The sequence below is a fragment of the Paraburkholderia polaris genome (genome assembly GCF_012927345.1).
Lineage (GTDB): Bacteria > Pseudomonadota > Gammaproteobacteria > Burkholderiales > Burkholderiaceae > Paraburkholderia > Paraburkholderia polaris.
This window is the reverse complement of sequence record NZ_JABBGJ010000043.1, coordinates 77,168-95,713: the sequence shown is the minus strand read 5'-3', so window position 1 is coordinate 95,713 and position 18,546 is coordinate 77,168. Positions and strand designations below refer to the sequence as shown.

Here is an 18,546-nt window from a genome sequence, read left to right as displayed (position 1 = left end):
ATGGCCTATCAGGGCGAGTATTTCATCCAGCGATACGGTGAAGAGGCCGTGAAGCGCACGCCGCCTATTCGCCACATGCTCGATGCCGGGTTGCCCGTTGGCGCGGGGACGGACGCGACGCGCGTCGCGAGCTTCAACCCGTTCGTTTCGCTGTACTGGATGGTGTCGGGCAAGACGGTCGGTGGCACGGCGATGTATTCCAGCGAGAACCGTCTGGACCGGATGGAAGCGCTGCGCCGCTACACGGTAGGCAGCGCATGGTTCTCGAACGAGGAAGAGCGTAAAGGCGCGCTGGTTCCTGGCCAGTTCGCGGATTTCGCGGTGCTCAGCGAAGACTACTTTACCGTCGACGAGAGCCGCATCAAGTTCCTGACCTCGGCGATGACGGTGGTGGGTGGCAAGGTCGTGTATGCCGATGATGAATTCGCGCCGCTCGCGCCGCCTGACCTGCCGGTCAGCCCGTCGTGGTCGCCGGTCGCGGAATTTGGCGGCTATAGCCGTTACAAGCCGACTGCGGTGGCGTGCGTGGATGGCTGTGTGAATCTGTGCGGCGTGCACGCGCATGCGCATGGTTGGGCGTGGCGTAAAAACGTGCCTGTCAGCGATGCGAACGGCTTCTGGGGCGCATTGGGATGTAGCTGTTTCGCGTTCTGACAGCCACGGGTTCGTGCCACGAAGCGAGCGAGGACCACCATGCCGACCCTGACTGACGGAGTGCTGTTCGGCATAGGCATACTGGTTCTCGATTTCCTCGCCTGGCGTTTCATGGACCGGAAAAGCGATCAGATGCGGCTCGCTTTTCGTGGGCTCATGTTCGGGCTTTCGAGTTACGTGCTGTTCAGTTCGGGGATGAATCCGCTCCAAGCCGCGCCTTGGGCGGACGAGCCCTTGCGTCATCTGCTCGCGCAGGTGTTGGAGTTGGTGTGGTGGCTCCAGGGGGCCCGACTTGCCACCATCGTGCTCGATCGTGTCGTGTTGCCCGAATCGTGGCACAAAGAGCGTCTGTTTCAGGATGTGTTCGGCGCGCTGGTGTTTCTGGCTGCAGCGGTCGGAGCCATTGCTTTTGTGTTGCAACTGCCTGTGCGCGGCCTGCTCGCAACCTCCGGAGTGCTCGCAGTCGTGCTGGGCCTTGCGATTCAGAGCACGCTCAACGACGTGTTTTCCGGTGTCGTCCTGAACGCGACTCAGCCCTTTCATATTGGCGATTGGGTCACGATCGGCGAGGTCGAAGGGAAGGTCGTGGAGAGCAACTGGCGAGCGACCAGTCTGCTGAACGGTCAAGGCAATATCGTCGTGATTCCCAATAGCGTGGCGGCGCGGACCAATATCGTCAACGCGAATGAACCGGCGCATACGCATGGCATCAGTGTGGTACTGCCGGTCAAACCATCGATCCGGCCAGCAATCGTGCTGGAGGCGCTCGCCAACGCCGCCGCCAGCTCAGAAGATGTCTTGAGCGAGCCTAAGCCACTCGTGAGTGTGCGCCGCGCCACGAGCGACTCGATCGAGTACGAGATCGTCTGCTACGTCGACACATTGAGCAAAAAGACCAACGTGCGCAACGAACTCTTCGATCTCGCGTACCGGCATCTGGTCTCGCGCGGCGTCGTGTTGCATCCCTTGTCCGTACCCGAACCTGCTGCCGACGCAGCGGACCAGAAGCACCGGCTGCTGCGCAACGTGATGATCTTCCAGACACTCGAGGACGACGAAATACTGGAGCTTAACGCCAAGCTGACGAAGCACGAATTCGATGTGGCCGAGATCATTTACGCCGCGGCCGATGAGAGCGGCCACGAGCTTCACATTCTCGCGCAAGGCGTCGCAAAAGTGAGCGCGCCGAAGGACGACGGTGAGATTGAACTGCGGAGGCTGGCGCCTGGCGATTCGATCGGACAGTCAGGCATTCTGGCCGGCGTCAAGACGGATGTGGTCGTAAGTGCGCTGACTCGCGCCACCGTTTTCCGGCTGGACAAGACCGCGTTGACGCCCATCCTCGCGCGACGCCCCGAGGTGGCCAAGGAGATGTGCCGGTTGCTTTCGGAACATCACGCGACCGAAAAAATGCTGCTTGAATCGCCAACGAATATGGACGAGACGTCAGGCGGCTTGCTGCAATGGATTCGCGACGGCGTACGGCGGTTCCATGAACTCACGATTTAAGCCGACCCACAGAATTGCCGCGTTTCTTCAGGGTTTTTAAGAATCCGACAAAGTCTTTAATTCATTTATTCGCTACGCTGTATCGAACAGTCGGTAAGCGTTCCGCCGAATCGATCCGCCACCATTGACCATGGAGTTTCACGTGAGTACTTTCACCACCTCCGACGGCACCCAGCTTGACTAGAAGGACTGGGGCAGCGGCCAGCCGATTGTTTTGAGCCATGGACGGGGATGTCTGACGCGGAGGAGTGACATGAAGAAAATCATTGCGGGAGTCGAGATTCCCGATAGTGTGATCGCCCGGGCAGCAACCGATCAGATTCGTGGTACGGAGTGTGAGTTGATGTTCCATCATGCGCTAAGGGCTTTTCTGTTCGGCGCGCTGACCGGGTGTCGCGAGAAGCTGACTTTCGACGCGGAGCTGCTTTACGTCGGCGCGATGTTTCACAACGTCGGGTTGAATGTGCAATACCGGCGTTCTCCGTACCGGTTTGAGGTGGACGGCGCGAATGCAGCACGTGAATTCCTGCGGCAGCACGGTGCCACTGAGTCCGCGATCGGTCAGGTATGGGAGGCGGTCGTGCTGCATACGACGCCGGGTATTCCTGAACATATGTCGCCGCTCGTCGCGCTCGTCAGCGCCGGGGTGCAGATGGATGTACGCGGCGCCCGCTTCGACGAATTCACGGCGCAACAGCGCGACGAAATCGTGCAAGCCTATCCCCGCGAATCCGGTTTCAAGAAGAAGATCATCGAAGCCTATGCGCGCGGCATGGTGCATCGTCCCGAGACGACGTTCGGCACGGTGAACGCTGACGTGCTGGATCGGTGGGACCCGAACTATCGCAGGTTGAATTTCTGCGGTCTGGTGCTTGGATCGGACTGGCCGAATTGACCTGGGGTGACGCGAAGTACTGGCGCCGGCCATTGCGGTGGGTACGAATAGCGAATGCGAACGCCATGCGCGACGAAGTGGCAGTTATCGAAAGGACAATCAACATGGGCTACATCATTTCACTGGGAGTCGGCTTTGCAGTCGGACTCCTCTATTGGCTACTCAAGGTGCAGTCACCGGCGCCGCCGCTGATCGCGCTGGCCGGGCTGCTCGGCATGGTGTTGGGTGAGCACGCCATACCGGTCGTCAAGGCGCAACTCTTCGCGCAGACGCCGACGGTCCAGGTCGCCGAGCCTATGAAGAGCACCGCGGCGCAAAGGACAGTGACGCCGGGCGCGACGAAAGAGGGCGGCTGATTTGCATTGCCGCTAGCCGTCTGGCTGTTTTCCGCCTGGCGGAGAAGGGTGATGGCGGAGGCAAGCCGATAGCTTGCCGCGAATACATCGCTTCGCGGGCGCTCGCCAGACACCAGATATGGCCTTGAACAGAGGCTGGTCGTTCAAACATTGCTAACACTCATGGGTAATCAAATGTTCAAGTCGCGTCATCAGTTCCGTCCAGTCGCCATTCTCTGCGCCGCGCTACTGATTGGATTGACGTCTGTTTCGTCCGCCTTCGCCGATGCGGGGCCGCCGGAAGTGCCGACCGACAAAGCCGCGCTCGCGGCGAAACATGCCGACGTATCGGTCGGTGCGCAGTACGACACCACGCACGTGTATGTCGCCTCGGCCGATCTCGATGCGTTCGTCACCAGCTTCCTTGCCACGTTCGGTGGCAAAGCGTCCCCGCGCGCGGTCTTCACGGTGACGCCTACGCCGAGCAAGACCGCGTCGCAGTATGTGCAGACACCAGTCGGCATGCTTTCGGTGTTCGGCTTTGAAACTGCGATTCCGTATCCGTTCGGCAATGAGCGAACCGGGTATCTGGTCACCGATATCGATAAGGCGGTGAAAGCCGCGCGTGCGGCCGGTGCCGACATCGTCGTCGATCCGTTCGACGATCCGATCGGCAAGGACGCGATCATTCAATGGCCGGGCGGCGTCACGATGCAGCTCTATTGGCACACCAAGGCGCCGAACTATGCGCCGTTGCAGAGCGTGCCGGACAACCGCGTGTATGTGTCGCGCTACGAAGCGGACAACTTCGTTCGCCGGTGGCTGCGCTTCTCGCACGGCAAGGTGGTGTCGGACAACCCGCGTGCGGACGCCGGCGTGATCGGCCGGCCGGGCGAGACGATCCGTGTGATCCGTATCAGCTCGGGCTTCGGCCATATGGTCGTGTTCGTCACGGACGGCAAGCTGCCGGTCCCGTTCGGGAGTGAAACGACCGGTTATGGCGTGGAAGATGTCGCCCAGACGATCGAGCGCGCGCAAGCGGCCGGCGCGAAGGTGCTCTATCCGCCGTACCACAGCGGAACAGGTACGACCGCCATGCTTGAATTCCCGGGCCGCTACATTGCTGAAGTGCACGATGGCAAGTGACGCGAACGCCATGAAGCCGTTCAGGTCACTTAAGACCCGCAGGCGCGAGCCGCGCTTTTTCGCGCTGCGGGCTGCCCGTGCTTTGCTGATCAGCACGGGGCTCGCGGCCGCACTGCCGGTTTCAGCGGCGGACACTGCGCTCGGCGGCGCCGACGATACCAACACCGCGGGCGGCACGACCGCGACGGCCGCTGCCGCCGTGAGTGCCTCGTGCGCGCGCCCCGCGGTCATGTTCAACCGCTGGCAGGAAAACTGGTCCGCGTTGGCCAATCCCTGTGTGCCGAAACAGCCTTTCGATTCACTGAAGTACATTCCGCTGTTCGGCAACCCGGACGCGTATATCTCGCTCGGCATGGTGTTGCGTGAGCGGCTGGAAATGAACGACGCGCCGCTGTTCGGCCTCGGGTCAGGGCGCGACGACACGTACGTGCTGCAACGCCTGGAAGTCCACGCGGATGTGCGCCTCGGCCCCCACGTGCAGTTCTTCACGCAATTCGAGGACGCGCGCCCCTACGGCAAAGACAACGTCACGCCCGTCGATAAGAACCCCCTCGATTTGCGGCAGGCGTTCGTCGCCATCACCGAGCCGCTGGGGCCCGGTACCTTCAAGTTCCGGGTTGGGCGGCAGGAGATGGCGTTCGACTTGCAACGATTCATCTCGGTTCGCGACGGTCCGAACGTGCGTCAGGCATTCGACGCAATCTGGGCCGATTATGAAACGGGCCCGTGGCGTTGGATCGCCTACGCGACACAGCCGGTTCAGTATCGGGATAACACGGATTTCGACGACGTCTCCAATCGCGACCTGACCTTCAGTGGCGTGCGCGTGGAGCGCAAGGATGTTGGGCCCGGCGATCTGTCCGCGTACTACTCCCGCTACAACCGCAACAATGCGCATTTTCTCGACGCGAGCGGCAACGAGCACCGTGACGTGTTCGATGCGCGCTACGCCGGCAACGTCGATCATCTCGACTGGGACGTCGAGGCGATGTATCAGTCGGGCCATGTCGGCAGCGATACGATCGGTGCATGGGCGGTGGGGTCGCTGGCCGGGTACACCCTGGCTTCGGTGCCGTGGACGCCGCGGGTCGGCATTCAGGTGGATGCGGCTTCGGGCGACACCCATCCAAACGATGGCCGCATCGGCACTTTCAATGCGTTATTTCCGAATGGCTACTACTTCGCACTGGCCGGCTATACCGGCTACACGAACCTGATTCATATCAAGCCATCACTGATCCTCAAACCGAACAGCAAACTGACGTTGCTGGCCGGCGTGGGTTTCCAATGGCGCGAGACCACCGCGGATGCGGTGTACCAGCAAGGCGCGGCTGTCGTGCCGGGCACGGCGGGACACGGTAGCAGCTGGACAGGTTTTTATACTCAGCTTCGCGCCGACTGGGCGGTCAGCGCGAACCTCGCTGCGGCACTCGAAGCCGTGCATTTCCAGGTCGGGCAGTCGCTGCGCGACCTGGGCGCGCGCAATGCCGACTACGTCGGCGTCGAAATGAAATTCAGCTGGTAGACACCGTATCCGTATGCCGTCACCAGCTTGACGTGTTAGATGAGGTCGAAAGTATGAGCACCCCGGATTTTTCTGCCGACGCCGTGACGCCGTCGGAACTCGAGATTCCGTTTTCTTCGCTGGGCATCCGGCAGACGCGCGAGTCCGGCGTGAAACGTGTTGCGCTCCGAACGAGAAAGTGGCCGCGGTGATGAATGGCAGCCGTGCGCCTGTGTGGGATCATGTGATCGATGCGCTTCTGGCTGGCTATCACGGTGAAGGTGCGGGTGAAGCGTACCTTGCGCGACCCGCGCCTGGCATCGCTGCGTATGCGCTGTCGCCGCACATACAGGTCGAAGTGATCGAGCGTTTGTCTGTCACGTCGATCGCGGTTCTCTGGCAGGATGCAACGCGCTGCCGCTACGCCGACCAGGTGTGGATCAGCTGCCGCGCCCGAAAAAAAGGACGCTGTGCGCTGAGCGGGGCGGTGATCCGCCGCGATGATTTCATCTATAAGCCGAGGGTGCGCAGCGCGGTTCCAGCGAACGCCAACGCGATGATTCTGGCTTCCGCGATCGCGCGAATGCCCTCCCTGGGATGAAGGGCGGTTCGCGCCAGATGTTTGTGAGGACGTTTTTGCCGACCGGACCGGAGCGGCATCTCTTCAGACCAGATTCCTCCAGTAGTTTTTAGACGCGATTCAAGACATTCTCCAGATCTTCCGATAGTGTTGCCTGATTGAAACGGAACACGCCGAGCCGATTCGCGGCAAAGGTTTGTCCCGATCAGGTCGGACGCCGCCCCGATTCGTCAGCGCCCGGTCGGTCTTTATCTTCCGTGAAAAGGAGTCAAGCATGGCCAGGAATACCATTGCCGGATATCTCGCCGACACGCTCGCCGCTGCTGGCGTCGAACGAATCTGGGGCGTGACGGGCGACAGCCTGAACGGACTCGCCTACAGCCTCGATCAGACCGGATCGATTCGCTGGATGCACACCCGCCACGAGGAGGCGGCCGCGTTCGCGGCCGGGGCGGACGCCGCTTCTACTGGGCGTCTTGCGGTGTGCGCCGGTAGTTGTGGGCCGGGCAACCTGCATTTGATCAACGGCCTCTTCGATTGCCATCGCAATCATCAGCCGGTGCTCGCGATCGCCGCGCATATCCCGTCGACGGAAATCGGGCTCGGCTACTTTCAGGAAACGCACCCGCAGGAATTGTTCAAGGAATGCAGTCACTACGTCGAGGTCGTGTCGTCTGCAGCGCAGTTTCCGCGTGTGCTGGCGCGTGCAATGCGCACCGCGATCGAGGAGCGCGGCGTCGCGGTGATCGTGCTGCCGGGCGATGTGGCGTTAAGCGAAGGACCCGACGAAATGCCGTCGTGGACAGAAAGCGCACCGCCAAGGATCTTGCCCGCGGAGACGGATATCGATCGGCTGGCCGCGATGCTGAATGCGTCGGATGCGGTCACGATCATGTGCGGCAGCGGGGTGCAAGGCGCGCACGACGAAGTCGTCGCGCTTGCCGAGACCCTTGGCGCGCCAGTGGTCCATGCGCTGCGCGGCAAGCAGTTCATTGAATACGACAACCCGTACGACGTCGGCATGACCGGGCTGATCGGCTTCAGCTCGGGCTATCACGCGATGATGTCCTGCGACACGCTGTTGTTGCTCGGCTGCGACTTTCCCTATCGCCCGTTCTATCCCGCCGACGCGAAGGTCATCCAGATTGACTGGAAGGGGTCGCAACTCGGCCACCGCGCGCCGCTTGCGCTGGGGCTCGTGGGCACGGTCAAGGAAACCATCGCGGCGACGCTGCCGAAGCTGCAGCGCAAGCTGGATCGCGGTTTCATCGACAACGCGCGCAAGCACTACTTGTCGGCCCGCAAGGGGCTGGACGACCTCGCGACACCTTCTGGCCCGGGGCGGCCGATCCACCCGCAATATCTGGCGAAGCTAATCGACGAGACCGCGTCCGACGACGCGATCTTCACCGCCGACGTCGGCACGCCGACCATCTGGGCCGCCCGCTATCTGACGATGAACGGCAAGCGCCAATTGCACGGATCGTTCAATCATGGATCGATGGCGAATGCGATGCCGCAGGCGCTCGGCGCGCAAGGCGCGCATCCTGATCGGCAAGTGGTGTCGCTGTCAGGCGATGGCGGCCTGTCGATGCTGCTCGGCGACTTGCTTACCGCACGGCAACTCGACTTGCCGATCAAGGTGGTGGTGTTCAACAACAGTCTGCTGGGCTTCGTGTCGATGGAATTGAAGGCGGGCGGTTACCTCGATACCAACGTCGACCTCAGCAAAACCGACTTCGCTGCGATCGCCAAAGGCGCGGGCATTTTCAGCATCCGGGTCGAAGAGTCCGAGGGCGTGGCGGGTGCGTTGAAGCAGGCGTTCGATCATCCCGGCCCGGCGCTCGTGGACGTCGTAACGTCCAAACACGAACTGGCCATGCCACCGAAGGTCGAGGCCGCCCAGGCGAAGGGTTTCAGTCTCTACATGCTGCGGGCGATCCTCAGCGGAAGAGGCGATGAGATCGTCGAATTGGTCCGGACCAACTTGCGCTGAGCCGCAGGCCGTGCAAAACCGCAAACAGAGAGGCGTTCAGCAACGGACGAAGGCCCTATGAACCTGCCTGCGGCCAGCACGGCCTTGCCGCGTTTGCGTGACATGGCGTGGCGTTTCTAACGCGCGGATGCTGTCGTCGTGCGAATTGGAAAACGGCATGTGCGAAATGGGTCCACAGTGTTGGCCGGCGCGACACAGGCGAACAGCGCCATCCGCGCGGTCACCTTGTGCGACCTATCGTTTTGAATCATTCATTCCTGGAGAAACAATCATGAAGGCAAAGTGGGCACTCATTTTTATCGCCGCGTCGGCTTTTAGCGCGGTTTGCCAGCAAGCAAGCGCACAGATCGCAGGGGCGCAGACCATCGGCGTCACTGTCGAGCAGTCGCAACTCATCGTGGAGGGCTGGAGCGTGAAGAAGAGCCTGCTCGGCAAAAGCATCTACAACGATAGCGGTGAGAAAGTAGGGGTGCTGCACGATATCATCATCGCACCGGATAACGCTGTTTCGTTTGGTATCGTGGCAGCTCATCAGTTTCTCGGCGTGTCCCAGCATGACGTGGCGATTCCGATGTCGCAACTGGATTACGTAGACGGCAAGCTCGTGTGGGCTGGCGCCACGCGCGATGCAGTGAAGTCGATTCCTGCCTTCCAGTATGCGAAGGTGCGCACCGTTCCGATTGAACGCAAGGACTTCGGTCACCATTAATAGCAGTGCCACCGGCTTGCTCGGCAAGCCGGTGGCTTGAGCCGCTGCGCCCCACTGTCTGTGCAAGGTGCGGAGAGTTTTTGAGGACGATTAATAAAAAATAAGTATCTGATTGACGCGGTCTCGCGCATGATCAAATCCAGATTGAATCACTACCGGCCGCCGGTATGTCTGAATGTTATGTGCTTTCGGAATCCCGAAGCGAAGCGTCTTAGCCCGAAAGGGAGGCTATATGGATCAGAGTAGTGAGAGAACTGGATTGATTAGAAACTTGCGAAGGCATGCACAAGCCGGTTAAAAGCACCGGCATTCGACACATTCATCCCGTGTGACGCACCGGAAATGGTTTGCCTCTCCGCATAGTCGATCCATTCTGCGAGCTTTTCAACGTTGTTGCGGAAGATCCGAGGGCTGCGCTGGCCGTCGATCAGCAAGGTCCTGCATTTCACATCGCGTGCCGTTTCACGGGAATAGGCGGGCAACGGATCGCGGAGCTGCTTGGGCAGCGTGCCCGCGTTGTCGATCGCCATGGTGCGGAACGCAACCGGACTCTTGCGCCATGATCCGGGCGCGCTGACCGAATCCACGAACAGCTCCAGTCCCGCGTCGATCTGCTGGCTCTCGATGAGTTCAGCGACGCGCGCGCGCAGCACATTGGTCGCGCCCGGCAGCGACGCGTCCGGCATCCCCTCGATCTGCAGCGGACCGCCCGGGTCGGCGAGCGTCAATGTCTTCACGAGTCGCGGATAGTCGCGTGCGACATGAAACGCCACGCAGCCGCCACGCGAATGCCCGACCAGATGCACGGGCCCAAGGTCGATCGCCTCGATGAACTCGGCCAGCTCGGCGACATGCGTCTGCCAGCCGAATTCCCCCTGGATGCAAGCCTCGCTTGCCGGCCAGTAGTGGCTCAGGCTCACCGAGATGCAGCGGAAATGCTGCGACAGCGCCGCAGTCTGCGCATCCCAGTAGCGATAGTCGCAAAGCGACCCATGCACGAAGATCAGCGGTTCGCCGTCTCCGCACTCGACATACGGCACACAGATGCCCGATCCGACGGTCGCAAAGGACAATTCCGGCGTGGCAAGCACTGAGAGGTCGGTACGGGCGTTCATTGAGTGGCTCCTTGACGGTCACTATGCCCGATGTCGCCAGCTTGGAAAATCGCGTAATATTGATCGAATCTATCTAATTTTCTGATACCAACCCAATTGAAAGCACTCGACCTGGACGTCATGACCATGATCGTCGCCGTCGCCGACACCGGTAACATCAGCCGGGCGGCGGAAGTCGTGCATCGTTCGCAATCGGCGGTGAGCATGCAGATCAAGACGCTCGAGACTGCGCTGGGCAAGCCGCTGTTCGTCCGCAAGCCGAGAAGTGTGATCCCGACGCAGGACGGCGAAGTCCTGCTGACGTACGCTCGCCGCATGCTCGCATTGCGCGACGAGGCCTGGGCTGCCGTGGTTAGGCCGGACGTGACTGGGCGTGTGAGCATCGGCGTGCCGGACGATTATGCGTCGTCGCTGTTGCCGCCGATCCTCAAGAAGTTTTCGGCGACCTATCCGAAGGTGGAAATTCAGGTCGTAGGTTTGCCGAGCGTCGCACTTGCGCCGATGGTGAAAGATGGCTCCGTCGACCTTGTGTGCGCGACGCGAGTCAAGGGCTTGTCAGGCGAGTTCATCCGGCTCGAGCCGATGGAATGGGCGGCGGCGCCGGGCGCCGATGACATATGGCGCGAACGGCCGTTGCCGATCGCCGTGTTTCTGCCGGGCAGCGTCGCGCGTGAGAATGCGATTCGCAGCCTCGAGCGCGCGAAGATTCCCTACCGGACCTCGTATGAAAGTCCAAGTCTGCTCGGCCTGCTGTCGATGGCTGAAGCCGGGCTGGCCATTGTCCCGCTCGCACGATGCGCGGTCCCGGCGCACTTCGCGCTGCTGGGACGTGCGCACGGATTGCCCGAGATTCCCGCGCTCGAAATGGTGCTGGCGCGAAGCACGACCTCGAAGCGGCCGCCTTGCGATTTTCTGGCGGAGAAAATTCTTGCCGAGTTGAGACGCTAGCTGCGGCTGTCGATCTGCGCGATCGATGCAGCTAAACTCGTGCCGATTCCCGACTTAAGCGTGTTTGAGTAAGCCAATCATGAAGAGTAGTTCCAAAGGCGGCCTTGTCTATTCCACCGATGGCGGGCGGATGTGTCCCGAATGCCGGCAGGTGCTCGCTGAATGTGTCTGCAAGACGGTTGCCAGGGCACTACCGGCAGGTGACGGCGTCGTGCGGGTGACTCGCGAGACCAAAGGCCGGGGCGGGAAGAGCGTGACGCTCGTTAAAGGGCTGGCGCTCGATCCGCTCGCCTTGGCGTTGCTAGGCAAGCAGTTGCGCACGGCCTGCGGTTCTGGCGGAACAGTCAAAGATGGTGTGATTGAGGTGCAGGGTGACCATTGCGAGCGTGTCATCGAAGCGCTCAAGAAGTACGGCCACAACGCGAAGCGGGCCGGGGGCTAATCGCTTCAATGAGCATCGGCGCGATGAGGTCGATGGACCGCGTCCCGGCCATGAAGCGTCATTCGCCCGCACCGTCGCTCGGACGTTCAGACGTCGGATCCACCCAGCAAGCGGCCATTCAGTTCGCGAGTGCCAAAGTGGCATGCGCTGCAGCCCGCAACTCGGCCAGCAGTGCTTCGCCTGACCATGAAGGGCGCACGTCGGCTCGCTCGGCTTCCCGCACGAGTGCGCATAGCCGTTCGTTCACAGGCGCCGTTCTCCCAAGGCGTTGGGCGAGGCGCACGACCTCGCCGTTGATCCAGTCGATTTCCGTGGCGCGCCCTGCGGCCAGATCGTCGGACATCGACGAGCGCGCGAGCGGATCGATCGTCAGCATCGCGCGGCCCAGCCGTTCGAACAACGCATCAGGTACGCTGAGCACACCCGGTATCCAGGAAGTGGGTAGCGGCGTCACTTTGACTGGCCGTATGCCGGCTAGCTTCAGAAGCGCGAGCGCTTCTTTCTGCGCCATGGCGAGACAGAGCCGGTAGGCGCGTTGCGAGAGCTCCTCCTTCAAAGGGCGGTTCGCTAGCGCGTTGATGGCATTGTTGAGATTGAGCAACAGCTTCGCCCACTGCACCGGCAACATATCGGCGTGCTGGATCAGCGGCAGACCCGCTTTCCTGAACTCGTCGACGAACGGCTGCATGGCCGGTGCATGCTTTATCTCCAGCTCGCCCCCTGAGCCCTGATGAAATACGCCAGGGCCGCGTTCGACGACATTGAACGGCACCATCCCTTCGAGCACCGTGTGCTGTGGCAGCGCGGCGCGCAGCACGTCCGCATTGCCAATGCCGTTCTGGAAGCTCACGACGATCGTGCCGGGGCGTAGCACGTTCGCCAGTTCGGCCGCGGCTGTGGGCGTCGCGGCAGACTTGACGGTGACGAGCACGAGATCGGCTGCGGCGGCGCTGGCAGCGTCCGTCGATACGTCGATGCGCTCCGACGGAGCATGCCAGCGGCTATCGTCGTGCCGCGACAGCGTGATGCCTTGATTGCGCAACTGGTCGGCCACGCGTGCACGTCCGATGAAACTGACGTCGCTACCTCCGGCAAGAAGCCGTCCGCCGACATAGCAACCAATAGAGCCGGCACCGTAGATAAAGATCTTTGCCATACAGGTTCTCACGTGACCTACCAAATTACATCCGCGTTGCGTTGAATGGGCAAACGCGGTCCATGACGCTCAATACACGCTTATGCCGTTCGCTCAGCACATGCCGTGGTGCGCAGTGCATCGTGCGAACAGACCGCGCTAGTCAGCATATCCGGGGTTACGGCGGTCGAGCCGACGCAGCAACCCGGGCCATACCAGCGCCCCTGGCGTGACGCCCCGCGTCGCCATCCGGATCTGGTCCTTGATGCCGTCGAGAATCGGCTGTGCGATCGGAGTCAGCTTTGAGCCACCTGCCTGGGCACGCACCTGAATCATGCAGGACACTTCAAAGAAGTACATGGCGACGAAGGCCTCCGCCGGCGTCGCGCCGACCGTCAGCAGGCCGTGGTTGCGCAGCATCAGGTAGGTGTTCCTTCCGAGGTCTTGAACGAGACGCGGCTTCTCGGCTTCATTGAGCGCGATGCCCTCGTAGTCGTGGTAGCCGAGTGACGCCAGCACGCCCAATGACTGCTGGGAGAGCGGCAGCAGCCCCGCCTCCTGCGCCGACACGGCAACGCCGTTGACCGAGTGAGTGTGCATCACGCACAGGGCGTCTTCGCGTGCCGTATGCACGGCGCTATGGATCGTGAAGCCGGCTGGATTGACGTCATACGGGGATTCGGAAACCTTGCGGCCGTCGAGGTCGATCTTGACCAGCGAAGACGCGGTGATTTCGTCGAACATCATGCCGTACGGGTTGATCAGGAAATGGTGTTCGGGGCCGGGCACGCGCGCCGAGATGTGGGTAAACACCAGGTCGTCCCAGCCAAACAGCGCCGTGAGACGGTACGCCGCTGCGACATTGACTCGCGCTTCCCATTCGGCAGGTGAAACGTCGTTCTTCAGACTGACATCAGATGAGGCCACGTCGACACTCCTTATTCGATGATTCAAGCGATGGAATAACCTGGGGCAACGCCCTGCGACGTCGCGCCTTCGGTCCTTGCGGCGCAGTGGGTGCGGCAAGGGCCAAAGTCATCGCGTCGTCAGATGCGAGTCCCCATGATGTTCCCGAACCCGCCTAAAATCTGTCGGGTACCCGACAGCTCAACGCGCCAATGGAATCCAGCCTGCACCGCTACCGGACGCAACTCGAAACGACTCCGTGGTTCCGGGGCCTGGCCATCGAGTTGCAGGACTACCTGATCGGCCACGCCAACCTGCTCACGCTGGAAAGGGGCCAATTACTGTATCGGCGTGGCGAACAGTCTTATGGCCTGTACGCTGTGCTGGGCGGCGCACTCGCTATCGGCACAGTCGGGGTGGATGGGAAAGCGGCGTTGCTCGCGGTGCTCGGACCGACTGCATGGGTGGGGGAGATCTCGATGTTCGATGGACTGCCACGTCCGAACGACGCCACCGCCGTCAGCAGGACGCTGTTGCTGCACGTGCCCGAGGCCGCGCTGCAAGACCTGCTCGATTCCACGCCCCGTTATTGGCGTGATTTTGCGTTGTTGATGGCGCAAAGACTGCGGGTTTTGTTCGAGAACACCGAGGCGATAACGCTGTTGCCCGCGGCGCAGCGCGTGGCGAACCGTTTGCTGATGATCGCTGGAGGTTATGGCGGTCTCAATGCCGCGCAGAGCAGGATAAGGGTCTCGCAAGACAGCCTGGCTTCAATGGTGTCGCTGTCGCGACAGACCACGAATCAGTTGCTCAGGAACCTGGAAGATCAACAGATAGTGAGTCTGAAATCCGGGGAGATCGCCATTCTGGATTTCGACCGATTGCGCGCAGCCAGTCTCGGCGATCCCAATCCGTGACTGTCACGCCGGTTTGTCGCGTCTTGGGTCAGAGCGTTGCTCATGACGCTGCCGCGACAGGTGGTATTTCCCTTATCCCCGCCCAGTCTCAAGAGTTCGCTTCAACGGATAGGCCAGTTCAGGGTCGACTCGTCCACGCAAGCATGTTCCACTGACGTCCGGCGCGAACGGTCGGCCTCGGACGTTCACCCGCCCACCAATGTGGCCGCGTGGATGACCGTTGGACTTTCAAAGTTGCCGCACACGATATCGGTCGTATGCGCCTGCGCGCCAGTCCAACTGTCCTCGACAACGACGGTGTAACGGACTGAAATTTCTATCAACGACGCAGCCTTTTTATAGGACTCCGAGTTTGGCTTCGCTGTTAGCCTGTCTTTGGCACTGACGAGACTGCTATGTAGTCCAGAAGGCCAGTCTGCCTGTACCGAATGCGGGAGTGGGACACTGTTTCCATGGGATGTCTCTTGCTTCATGGGTCTTTGATGGAGACGGACAGAGCCAGACGTTGACTGTCAGTCATCCACATAGACCATGCTGAGCCCGCAGAACCGGGAGAGTGCTGGCCTTCCAATCAGGCGAAGCAGTACTACATACTATCGCTTCAACGGAAGGACCCGAGAAAAGGATGAACATAGGCTGCGTCCGCCAGGTTGGGCCGCCAGGAGCTAACGTCTGCTCCCGCGATGCGACACTCTGAAGACATCCTGGCGCGAATCGAAGCGAAGTTGGCGGAAATGGACTTGTCGCTGCTTCAGCCGCTGCATGTGCCGGCAAGCATACTGATGTATGCCAGTCGAGAGTGAGCCTTAGGGCAGAAACCAGCGCTGTGCGACCGTTCACGCGCGCTCTCCGGTAAAAATTCGATCATCAACTTCGTTTTGCTACTGAAGCCTCGGGCGTCGCAGTAGCGCTGCTCCTTGCAATACCGTCTCCTGCACAAAAGCACCCGAAAGAACACCACCGACACTGTGTGACATGGTCACTGGCGTACTAAGCTTAAGACGGAATTGAACGCACAAAAGAATCTCTATGACGCCGTCGGTTTTGCCCGTCGCACACAACGGATCCCACAGCGCAGGCGCCGCCTCCACTGCATCAACCGTTGAAGGCAACGGGAGCGCCCCTAAGGAGGTAATCGTGAAATCTTCTCCATACTGGCCCGACGGCCTCGCGCATCAACTGTCATCGCCGCAGCCTTCGCTCTATGAAAACCTCGAAAGCGCCGCCAGCCGATTTCCAGGGAAGACGGCGCTTCAGTACTACGGCGGGGCGGTGAGTTACGCGCGGTTGCGGCAGGAAGTAGAGGCGCTGGCTGGTTTTCTGGAGCGTCAATGTGGCGTCGCGCGTGGGGATCGCGTCGTGCTGTATATGCAGAATAGCCCGCAATATGTCATCAGTTACTACGCGATCTTGCGAAGCAATGCAGTGGTGGTGCCGGTGAATCCGATGAATATTACCGCCGAACTTCGCCACATTATTGAGGACTGCGGCGCCAAAGTCGCGCTGCTGGGTGAGGAGCTCTACGAGAATGTGCGGCCCCTTCTCGGCGACGCAATCAAGCATGCGATCGTGGCGCGCTACGCCGATTATCTTGCGGACAGCACCGACCTGCCGCTACCGGCCGTGTTGACTGAACCCGGCCCCGAGCTCGATGTCCACCCCGAGTTCTCCGCGGATATTGCGCCGAAAGCCGTGCATTGGCGTGCCGCGCTTGCGGCCGCTCAGCAGCCGTCGCCGTACGTCGCCTCGCTCGAGGACCTCGCGGTGATCCCCTACACGTCAGGCACCACCGCGGCCCCGAAGGGATGCATGCACACCAATCGTAGCGCGACGCACGTCGTCGCAGCGTCGGTGCAATGGTGTCAATTGTCGCCTGAGTCGGTGTTTTTATGCGCGATGCCGATGTTCCACGTCACCGGCATGCAGCAATGCATGAATGTGGCGATCTCTCTCGGCTCGACCATGGTTGTGATGACGCGATGGGACAGCCGGTGTGCTGCGCTATTGATCGAGCGCTATCGCATAGGGTTCTGGATTGCCATATCGACGATGATGGTTGACTTCATGAGCCTGCCCGATCTTGAGCGTTTCGACTTGAGCTCCATCGAGCGCCTGGCCGGCGGTGGCGCCGCGATGCCGAAGGCGTTGGCGCAGCGCATTGAAGCCCGTTTGGGCGTCCCCTACATGGAGGGCTACGGGTTGTCCGAGACCATCGCAGCGACTCACATCAATCCGCCTCAGCGCTGCAAGCTGCAATGTCTGGGCATACCGATACAGGATACCGAGTCAATTGTGGTCGATCCCACCACGCTCGAGGTTCTCGGTTCGCGAGTAACGGGCGAGATTCTGATCAGCGGCCCTCAGGTGTTCATGGGGTACTGGGGACGCCCTGATGCCACGCGTGACGCCTTCGTCGAGGTTGGCGGGATACGTTATCTGCGCACGGGTGACCTCGGCTATATCGACGAGGACGGATATTTCTTTTTCGTCGACCGGCTAAAGAGAATGATCAATGTGTCGGGTTATAAGGTATGGCCTGCAGAAGTCGAGACTTTGCTGTTTGAACACCCTGCGATTCAGGAAGCCTGTGTCGTCGCGGCGCGCGATGCGCGCAGGGGTGAGACCGTGAAGGCATTCGTGGTCCTACGTGCCGGCGCCGATGCATCGGCGAAGCAGATCATTGAATGGGGACGCGAGCATATGGCATCGTACAAAGTACCCCAGATCGTCGAATTCGTCCCGGCGCTGCCCCGAACGGGCAGTGGAAAGGTTCAATGGCGGCTGCTGCAGGAGCGGGAAAATGAGTCATCGTTACTCGCCGGATAACGTGGCGAGGCGAAGGGCCATGAACGCTCCCTTGCACTCTGGTTGGCGGATGGACCGCCGCGATGAGACGGCGTGGGCGATTTCATGCGAATTATTGATTGAGTGACCTCATGTCGATGCATTCACTCATGTAGTCAAACAGTCCCGCACGTCGCCACGCTATGTCCTTCGCGTAGTACGCCGTGCGCCGCTTCATGCGGTTTTCATACGTCACCGTGCGAATCCTAAAGCACGCCCGGACGAGCCGCGACACCATGGTCATGCGGTCGTGCTCTTCATCGACTGGCAGTTCACCAGGGTGCAAGACGAGTATCTCGATCCCGAGCGCTACCCGTACCGCGAGTTCCCGCTGCTGGTGGGCGCCAGATACGGCGACCGGCGCGTCGCATGGTGCCCGTACATCTTCGTCGACAACGATGCGGCGCTCGCGCGGCTGGATTCAGGGTTTCCCGAAGCGCCTCGCGAGCGTATTCATGATGAAGGCGGTGATAGACGGCTGCGGCAGCGAGCTGATCGATCTCGCGAAAGTGAACCTGACGTGCTGAACCGCAGCATCCGGTATTTCCGATGCGCCCGGTCCGCGCGAGCCGCTGAACCGTATTGTTTCATTGCCTGCCATCGGGGGGACGAGGATGTCGAGTGGTGTGCGCTCTCTGCGCCACGCGTGGACGATGCTGATCTCGTGCGCGACGCTGACTGCGTGCAGCGACGCGCCGTCGGTCGGCGTACTGGGCGCGTATTTTCCGGACTGGCTGATTTGCATCGCGGGCGGCGTGCTGCTGGTCGCGTGCGTGCATGTGCTGCTGTCGAAGAGCGGCCGCGGCGCCTGGCTCGCGCCGCCCGCGATCGTCTATCCGGCGCTGACGGTGCTGTTTTCGATCGCCCTCTGGGTAGCAGGCTTCAACCTTTAGTCCCTTAAACCCCTTTAA

General features: G+C 61.0%; 18 protein-coding genes and 1 pseudogene. 16 read left to right on the top strand and 3 right to left on the bottom strand.

What is annotated here, in order from left to right:
• The 9 genes from HHL24_RS33175 to HHL24_RS33135 form a co-directional block, all read left to right on the top strand.
• Window positions 1-654: amidohydrolase family protein (locus tag HHL24_RS33175; RefSeq protein ID WP_169489520.1), on the top strand; the 654-nt coding region annotated here is incomplete at its 5' end.
• A 39-nt stretch (window positions 655-693) separates the two neighbouring features.
• A complete protein-coding gene (locus HHL24_RS33170; RefSeq protein WP_169489519.1) occupies window positions 694-2,163 on the top strand; it encodes a mechanosensitive ion channel domain-containing protein in 1,470 nt (489 codons plus the stop codon).
• A gap of 253 nt (window positions 2,164-2,416) precedes the next feature.
• Window positions 2,417-3,058: an HD domain-containing protein gene (locus HHL24_RS33165; RefSeq protein ID WP_169489518.1), complete on the top strand. Its 642-nt coding sequence runs from the start codon at window positions 2,417-2,419 to the stop codon at window positions 3,056-3,058.
• 104 nt (window positions 3,059-3,162) lie between these two features.
• Complete coding sequence (locus HHL24_RS33160) at window positions 3,163-3,414, top strand: DUF1427 family protein (protein ID WP_169489529.1); 252 nt, start codon at window positions 3,163-3,165, stop codon at window positions 3,412-3,414.
• 162 nt (window positions 3,415-3,576) lie between these two features.
• Window positions 3,577-4,539 carry a VOC family protein gene (locus tag HHL24_RS33155; protein WP_230417663.1) on the top strand — a complete coding sequence of 321 codons (963 nt, stop codon included), beginning with the start codon at window positions 3,577-3,579 and terminating at the stop codon, window positions 4,537-4,539.
• A 10-nt stretch (window positions 4,540-4,549) separates the two neighbouring features.
• The gene (locus HHL24_RS33150; protein ID WP_169489517.1) at window positions 4,550-6,064 is read left to right on the top strand and encodes an alginate export family protein; all 1,515 of its coding nucleotides are present in this window, start codon (window positions 4,550-4,552) and stop codon (window positions 6,062-6,064) included.
• A gap of 190 nt (window positions 6,065-6,254) precedes the next feature.
• Entirely contained in the window at window positions 6,255-6,644 is a 390-nt protein-coding gene (locus HHL24_RS33145; protein WP_169489516.1) for a DUF3331 domain-containing protein, read from the top strand.
• 253 nt (window positions 6,645-6,897) lie between these two features.
• Window positions 6,898-8,619, top strand: a complete 1,722-nt coding sequence (gene poxB, locus HHL24_RS33140) for a ubiquinone-dependent pyruvate dehydrogenase (protein ID WP_169489515.1) — start codon at window positions 6,898-6,900, stop codon at window positions 8,617-8,619.
• A 271-nt stretch (window positions 8,620-8,890) separates the two neighbouring features.
• The gene (locus tag HHL24_RS33135; RefSeq protein WP_169489514.1) at window positions 8,891-9,328 is read left to right on the top strand and encodes a PRC-barrel domain-containing protein; all 438 of its coding nucleotides are present in this window, start codon (window positions 8,891-8,893) and stop codon (window positions 9,326-9,328) included.
• 263 nt (window positions 9,329-9,591) lie between these two features.
• Here HHL24_RS33135 and HHL24_RS33130 read toward each other — a convergent pair whose 3' ends face one another.
• Window positions 9,592-10,443: an alpha/beta fold hydrolase gene (locus HHL24_RS33130; RefSeq protein WP_169489513.1), complete on the bottom strand. Its 852-nt coding sequence runs from the start codon at window positions 10,441-10,443 to the stop codon at window positions 9,592-9,594.
• 126 nt (window positions 10,444-10,569) lie between these two features.
• Between HHL24_RS33130 and HHL24_RS33125 the strand changes: the two genes are divergently transcribed.
• Together HHL24_RS33125 and HHL24_RS33120 are read left to right on the top strand one after the other, a co-directional pair.
• Window positions 10,570-11,391 (top strand): LysR substrate-binding domain-containing protein, encoded by an 822-nt coding sequence (locus HHL24_RS33125; RefSeq protein ID WP_206003130.1) that lies wholly within the window; start codon window positions 10,570-10,572, stop codon window positions 11,389-11,391.
• A gap of 79 nt (window positions 11,392-11,470) precedes the next feature.
• Window positions 11,471-11,833, top strand: a complete 363-nt coding sequence (locus HHL24_RS33120) for a translation initiation factor Sui1 (RefSeq protein WP_169489512.1) — start codon at window positions 11,471-11,473, stop codon at window positions 11,831-11,833.
• A 118-nt stretch (window positions 11,834-11,951) separates the two neighbouring features.
• Here the strand turns inward: HHL24_RS33120 and HHL24_RS33115 are convergent, their stop codons facing one another.
• Window positions 11,952-12,989, bottom strand: coding sequence for a 2-dehydropantoate 2-reductase (locus HHL24_RS33115; protein WP_169489511.1), 1,038 nt, complete (start codon window positions 12,987-12,989; stop codon window positions 11,952-11,954).
• A 138-nt stretch (window positions 12,990-13,127) separates the two neighbouring features.
• Window positions 13,128-13,895, bottom strand: a complete 768-nt coding sequence (locus HHL24_RS33110) for a class II aldolase/adducin family protein (RefSeq protein WP_169489510.1) — start codon at window positions 13,893-13,895, stop codon at window positions 13,128-13,130.
• 191 nt (window positions 13,896-14,086) lie between these two features.
• Between HHL24_RS33110 and HHL24_RS33105 the strand changes: the two genes are divergently transcribed.
• The 5 genes and pseudogenes from HHL24_RS33105 (at window position 14,087) to HHL24_RS33090 (ending at window position 18,528) form a co-directional block, all read left to right on the top strand.
• Complete coding sequence (locus HHL24_RS33105; protein ID WP_169489509.1) at window positions 14,087-14,791, top strand: Crp/Fnr family transcriptional regulator; 705 nt, start codon at window positions 14,087-14,089, stop codon at window positions 14,789-14,791.
• Between the two features lie 1,029 nt (window positions 14,792-15,820).
• The gene (locus HHL24_RS33100) at window positions 15,821-17,617 is read left to right on the top strand and encodes a long-chain-fatty-acid--CoA ligase (RefSeq protein WP_169489508.1); all 1,797 of its coding nucleotides are present in this window, start codon (window positions 15,821-15,823) and stop codon (window positions 17,615-17,617) included.
• A 268-nt stretch (window positions 17,618-17,885) separates the two neighbouring features.
• Window positions 17,886-17,990, top strand: a pseudogene (locus HHL24_RS44210) (acetoacetate decarboxylase family protein); the annotation flags it as partial.
• Window positions 17,991-18,033: 43 nt separating this feature from the next.
• On the top strand, window positions 18,034-18,162 hold the full coding sequence (locus HHL24_RS44660; protein ID WP_268966756.1) for a hypothetical protein: 129 nt from the start codon (window positions 18,034-18,036) through the stop codon (window positions 18,160-18,162).
• Window positions 18,163-18,288: 126 nt separating this feature from the next.
• The gene (locus tag HHL24_RS33090) at window positions 18,289-18,528 is read left to right on the top strand and encodes a YtcA family lipoprotein (RefSeq protein WP_169489526.1); all 240 of its coding nucleotides are present in this window, start codon (window positions 18,289-18,291) and stop codon (window positions 18,526-18,528) included.
• Window positions 18,529-18,546 lie beyond the last annotated feature (18 nt).

Bases quoted from the DNA above. Each gene is read 5' to 3' on its own strand.
- HHL24_RS33165 (WP_169489518.1), top strand. From the start codon at position 2,417: ATGAAGAAAATCATTGCGGGAGTCGAGATTCCCGATAGTGTGATCGCC.
- HHL24_RS33145 (WP_169489516.1), top strand. From the start codon at position 6,255: ATGAATGGCAGCCGTGCGCCTGTGTGGGATCATGTGATCGATGCGCTT.
- HHL24_RS33170 (WP_169489519.1), top strand. From the start codon at position 694: ATGCCGACCCTGACTGACGGAGTGCTGTTCGGCATAGGCATACTGGTT.
- HHL24_RS33135 (WP_169489514.1), top strand. From the start codon at position 8,891: ATGAAGGCAAAGTGGGCACTCATTTTTATCGCCGCGTCGGCTTTTAGC.
- HHL24_RS33120 (WP_169489512.1), top strand. From the start codon at position 11,471: ATGAAGAGTAGTTCCAAAGGCGGCCTTGTCTATTCCACCGATGGCGGG.
- poxB (WP_169489515.1), top strand. From the start codon at position 6,898: ATGGCCAGGAATACCATTGCCGGATATCTCGCCGACACGCTCGCCGCT.
- HHL24_RS33150 (WP_169489517.1), top strand. From the start codon at position 4,550: ATGAAGCCGTTCAGGTCACTTAAGACCCGCAGGCGCGAGCCGCGCTTT.
- HHL24_RS33105 (WP_169489509.1), top strand. From the start codon at position 14,087: ATGGAATCCAGCCTGCACCGCTACCGGACGCAACTCGAAACGACTCCG.
- HHL24_RS33090 (WP_169489526.1), top strand. From the start codon at position 18,289: ATGCTGATCTCGTGCGCGACGCTGACTGCGTGCAGCGACGCGCCGTCG.
- HHL24_RS33100 (WP_169489508.1), top strand. From the start codon at position 15,821: ATGACGCCGTCGGTTTTGCCCGTCGCACACAACGGATCCCACAGCGCA.
- HHL24_RS33160 (WP_169489529.1), top strand. From the start codon at position 3,163: ATGGGCTACATCATTTCACTGGGAGTCGGCTTTGCAGTCGGACTCCTC.
- HHL24_RS33115 (WP_169489511.1), bottom strand. From the start codon at position 12,989: ATGGCAAAGATCTTTATCTACGGTGCCGGCTCTATTGGTTGCTATGTC.
- HHL24_RS33125 (WP_206003130.1), top strand. From the start codon at position 10,570: ATGATCGTCGCCGTCGCCGACACCGGTAACATCAGCCGGGCGGCGGAA.
- HHL24_RS33130 (WP_169489513.1), bottom strand. From the start codon at position 10,443: ATGAACGCCCGTACCGACCTCTCAGTGCTTGCCACGCCGGAATTGTCC.
- HHL24_RS44660 (WP_268966756.1), top strand. From the start codon at position 18,034: ATGCGGCGCTCGCGCGGCTGGATTCAGGGTTTCCCGAAGCGCCTCGCG.
- HHL24_RS33155 (WP_230417663.1), top strand. From the start codon at position 3,577: ATGGGTAATCAAATGTTCAAGTCGCGTCATCAGTTCCGTCCAGTCGCC.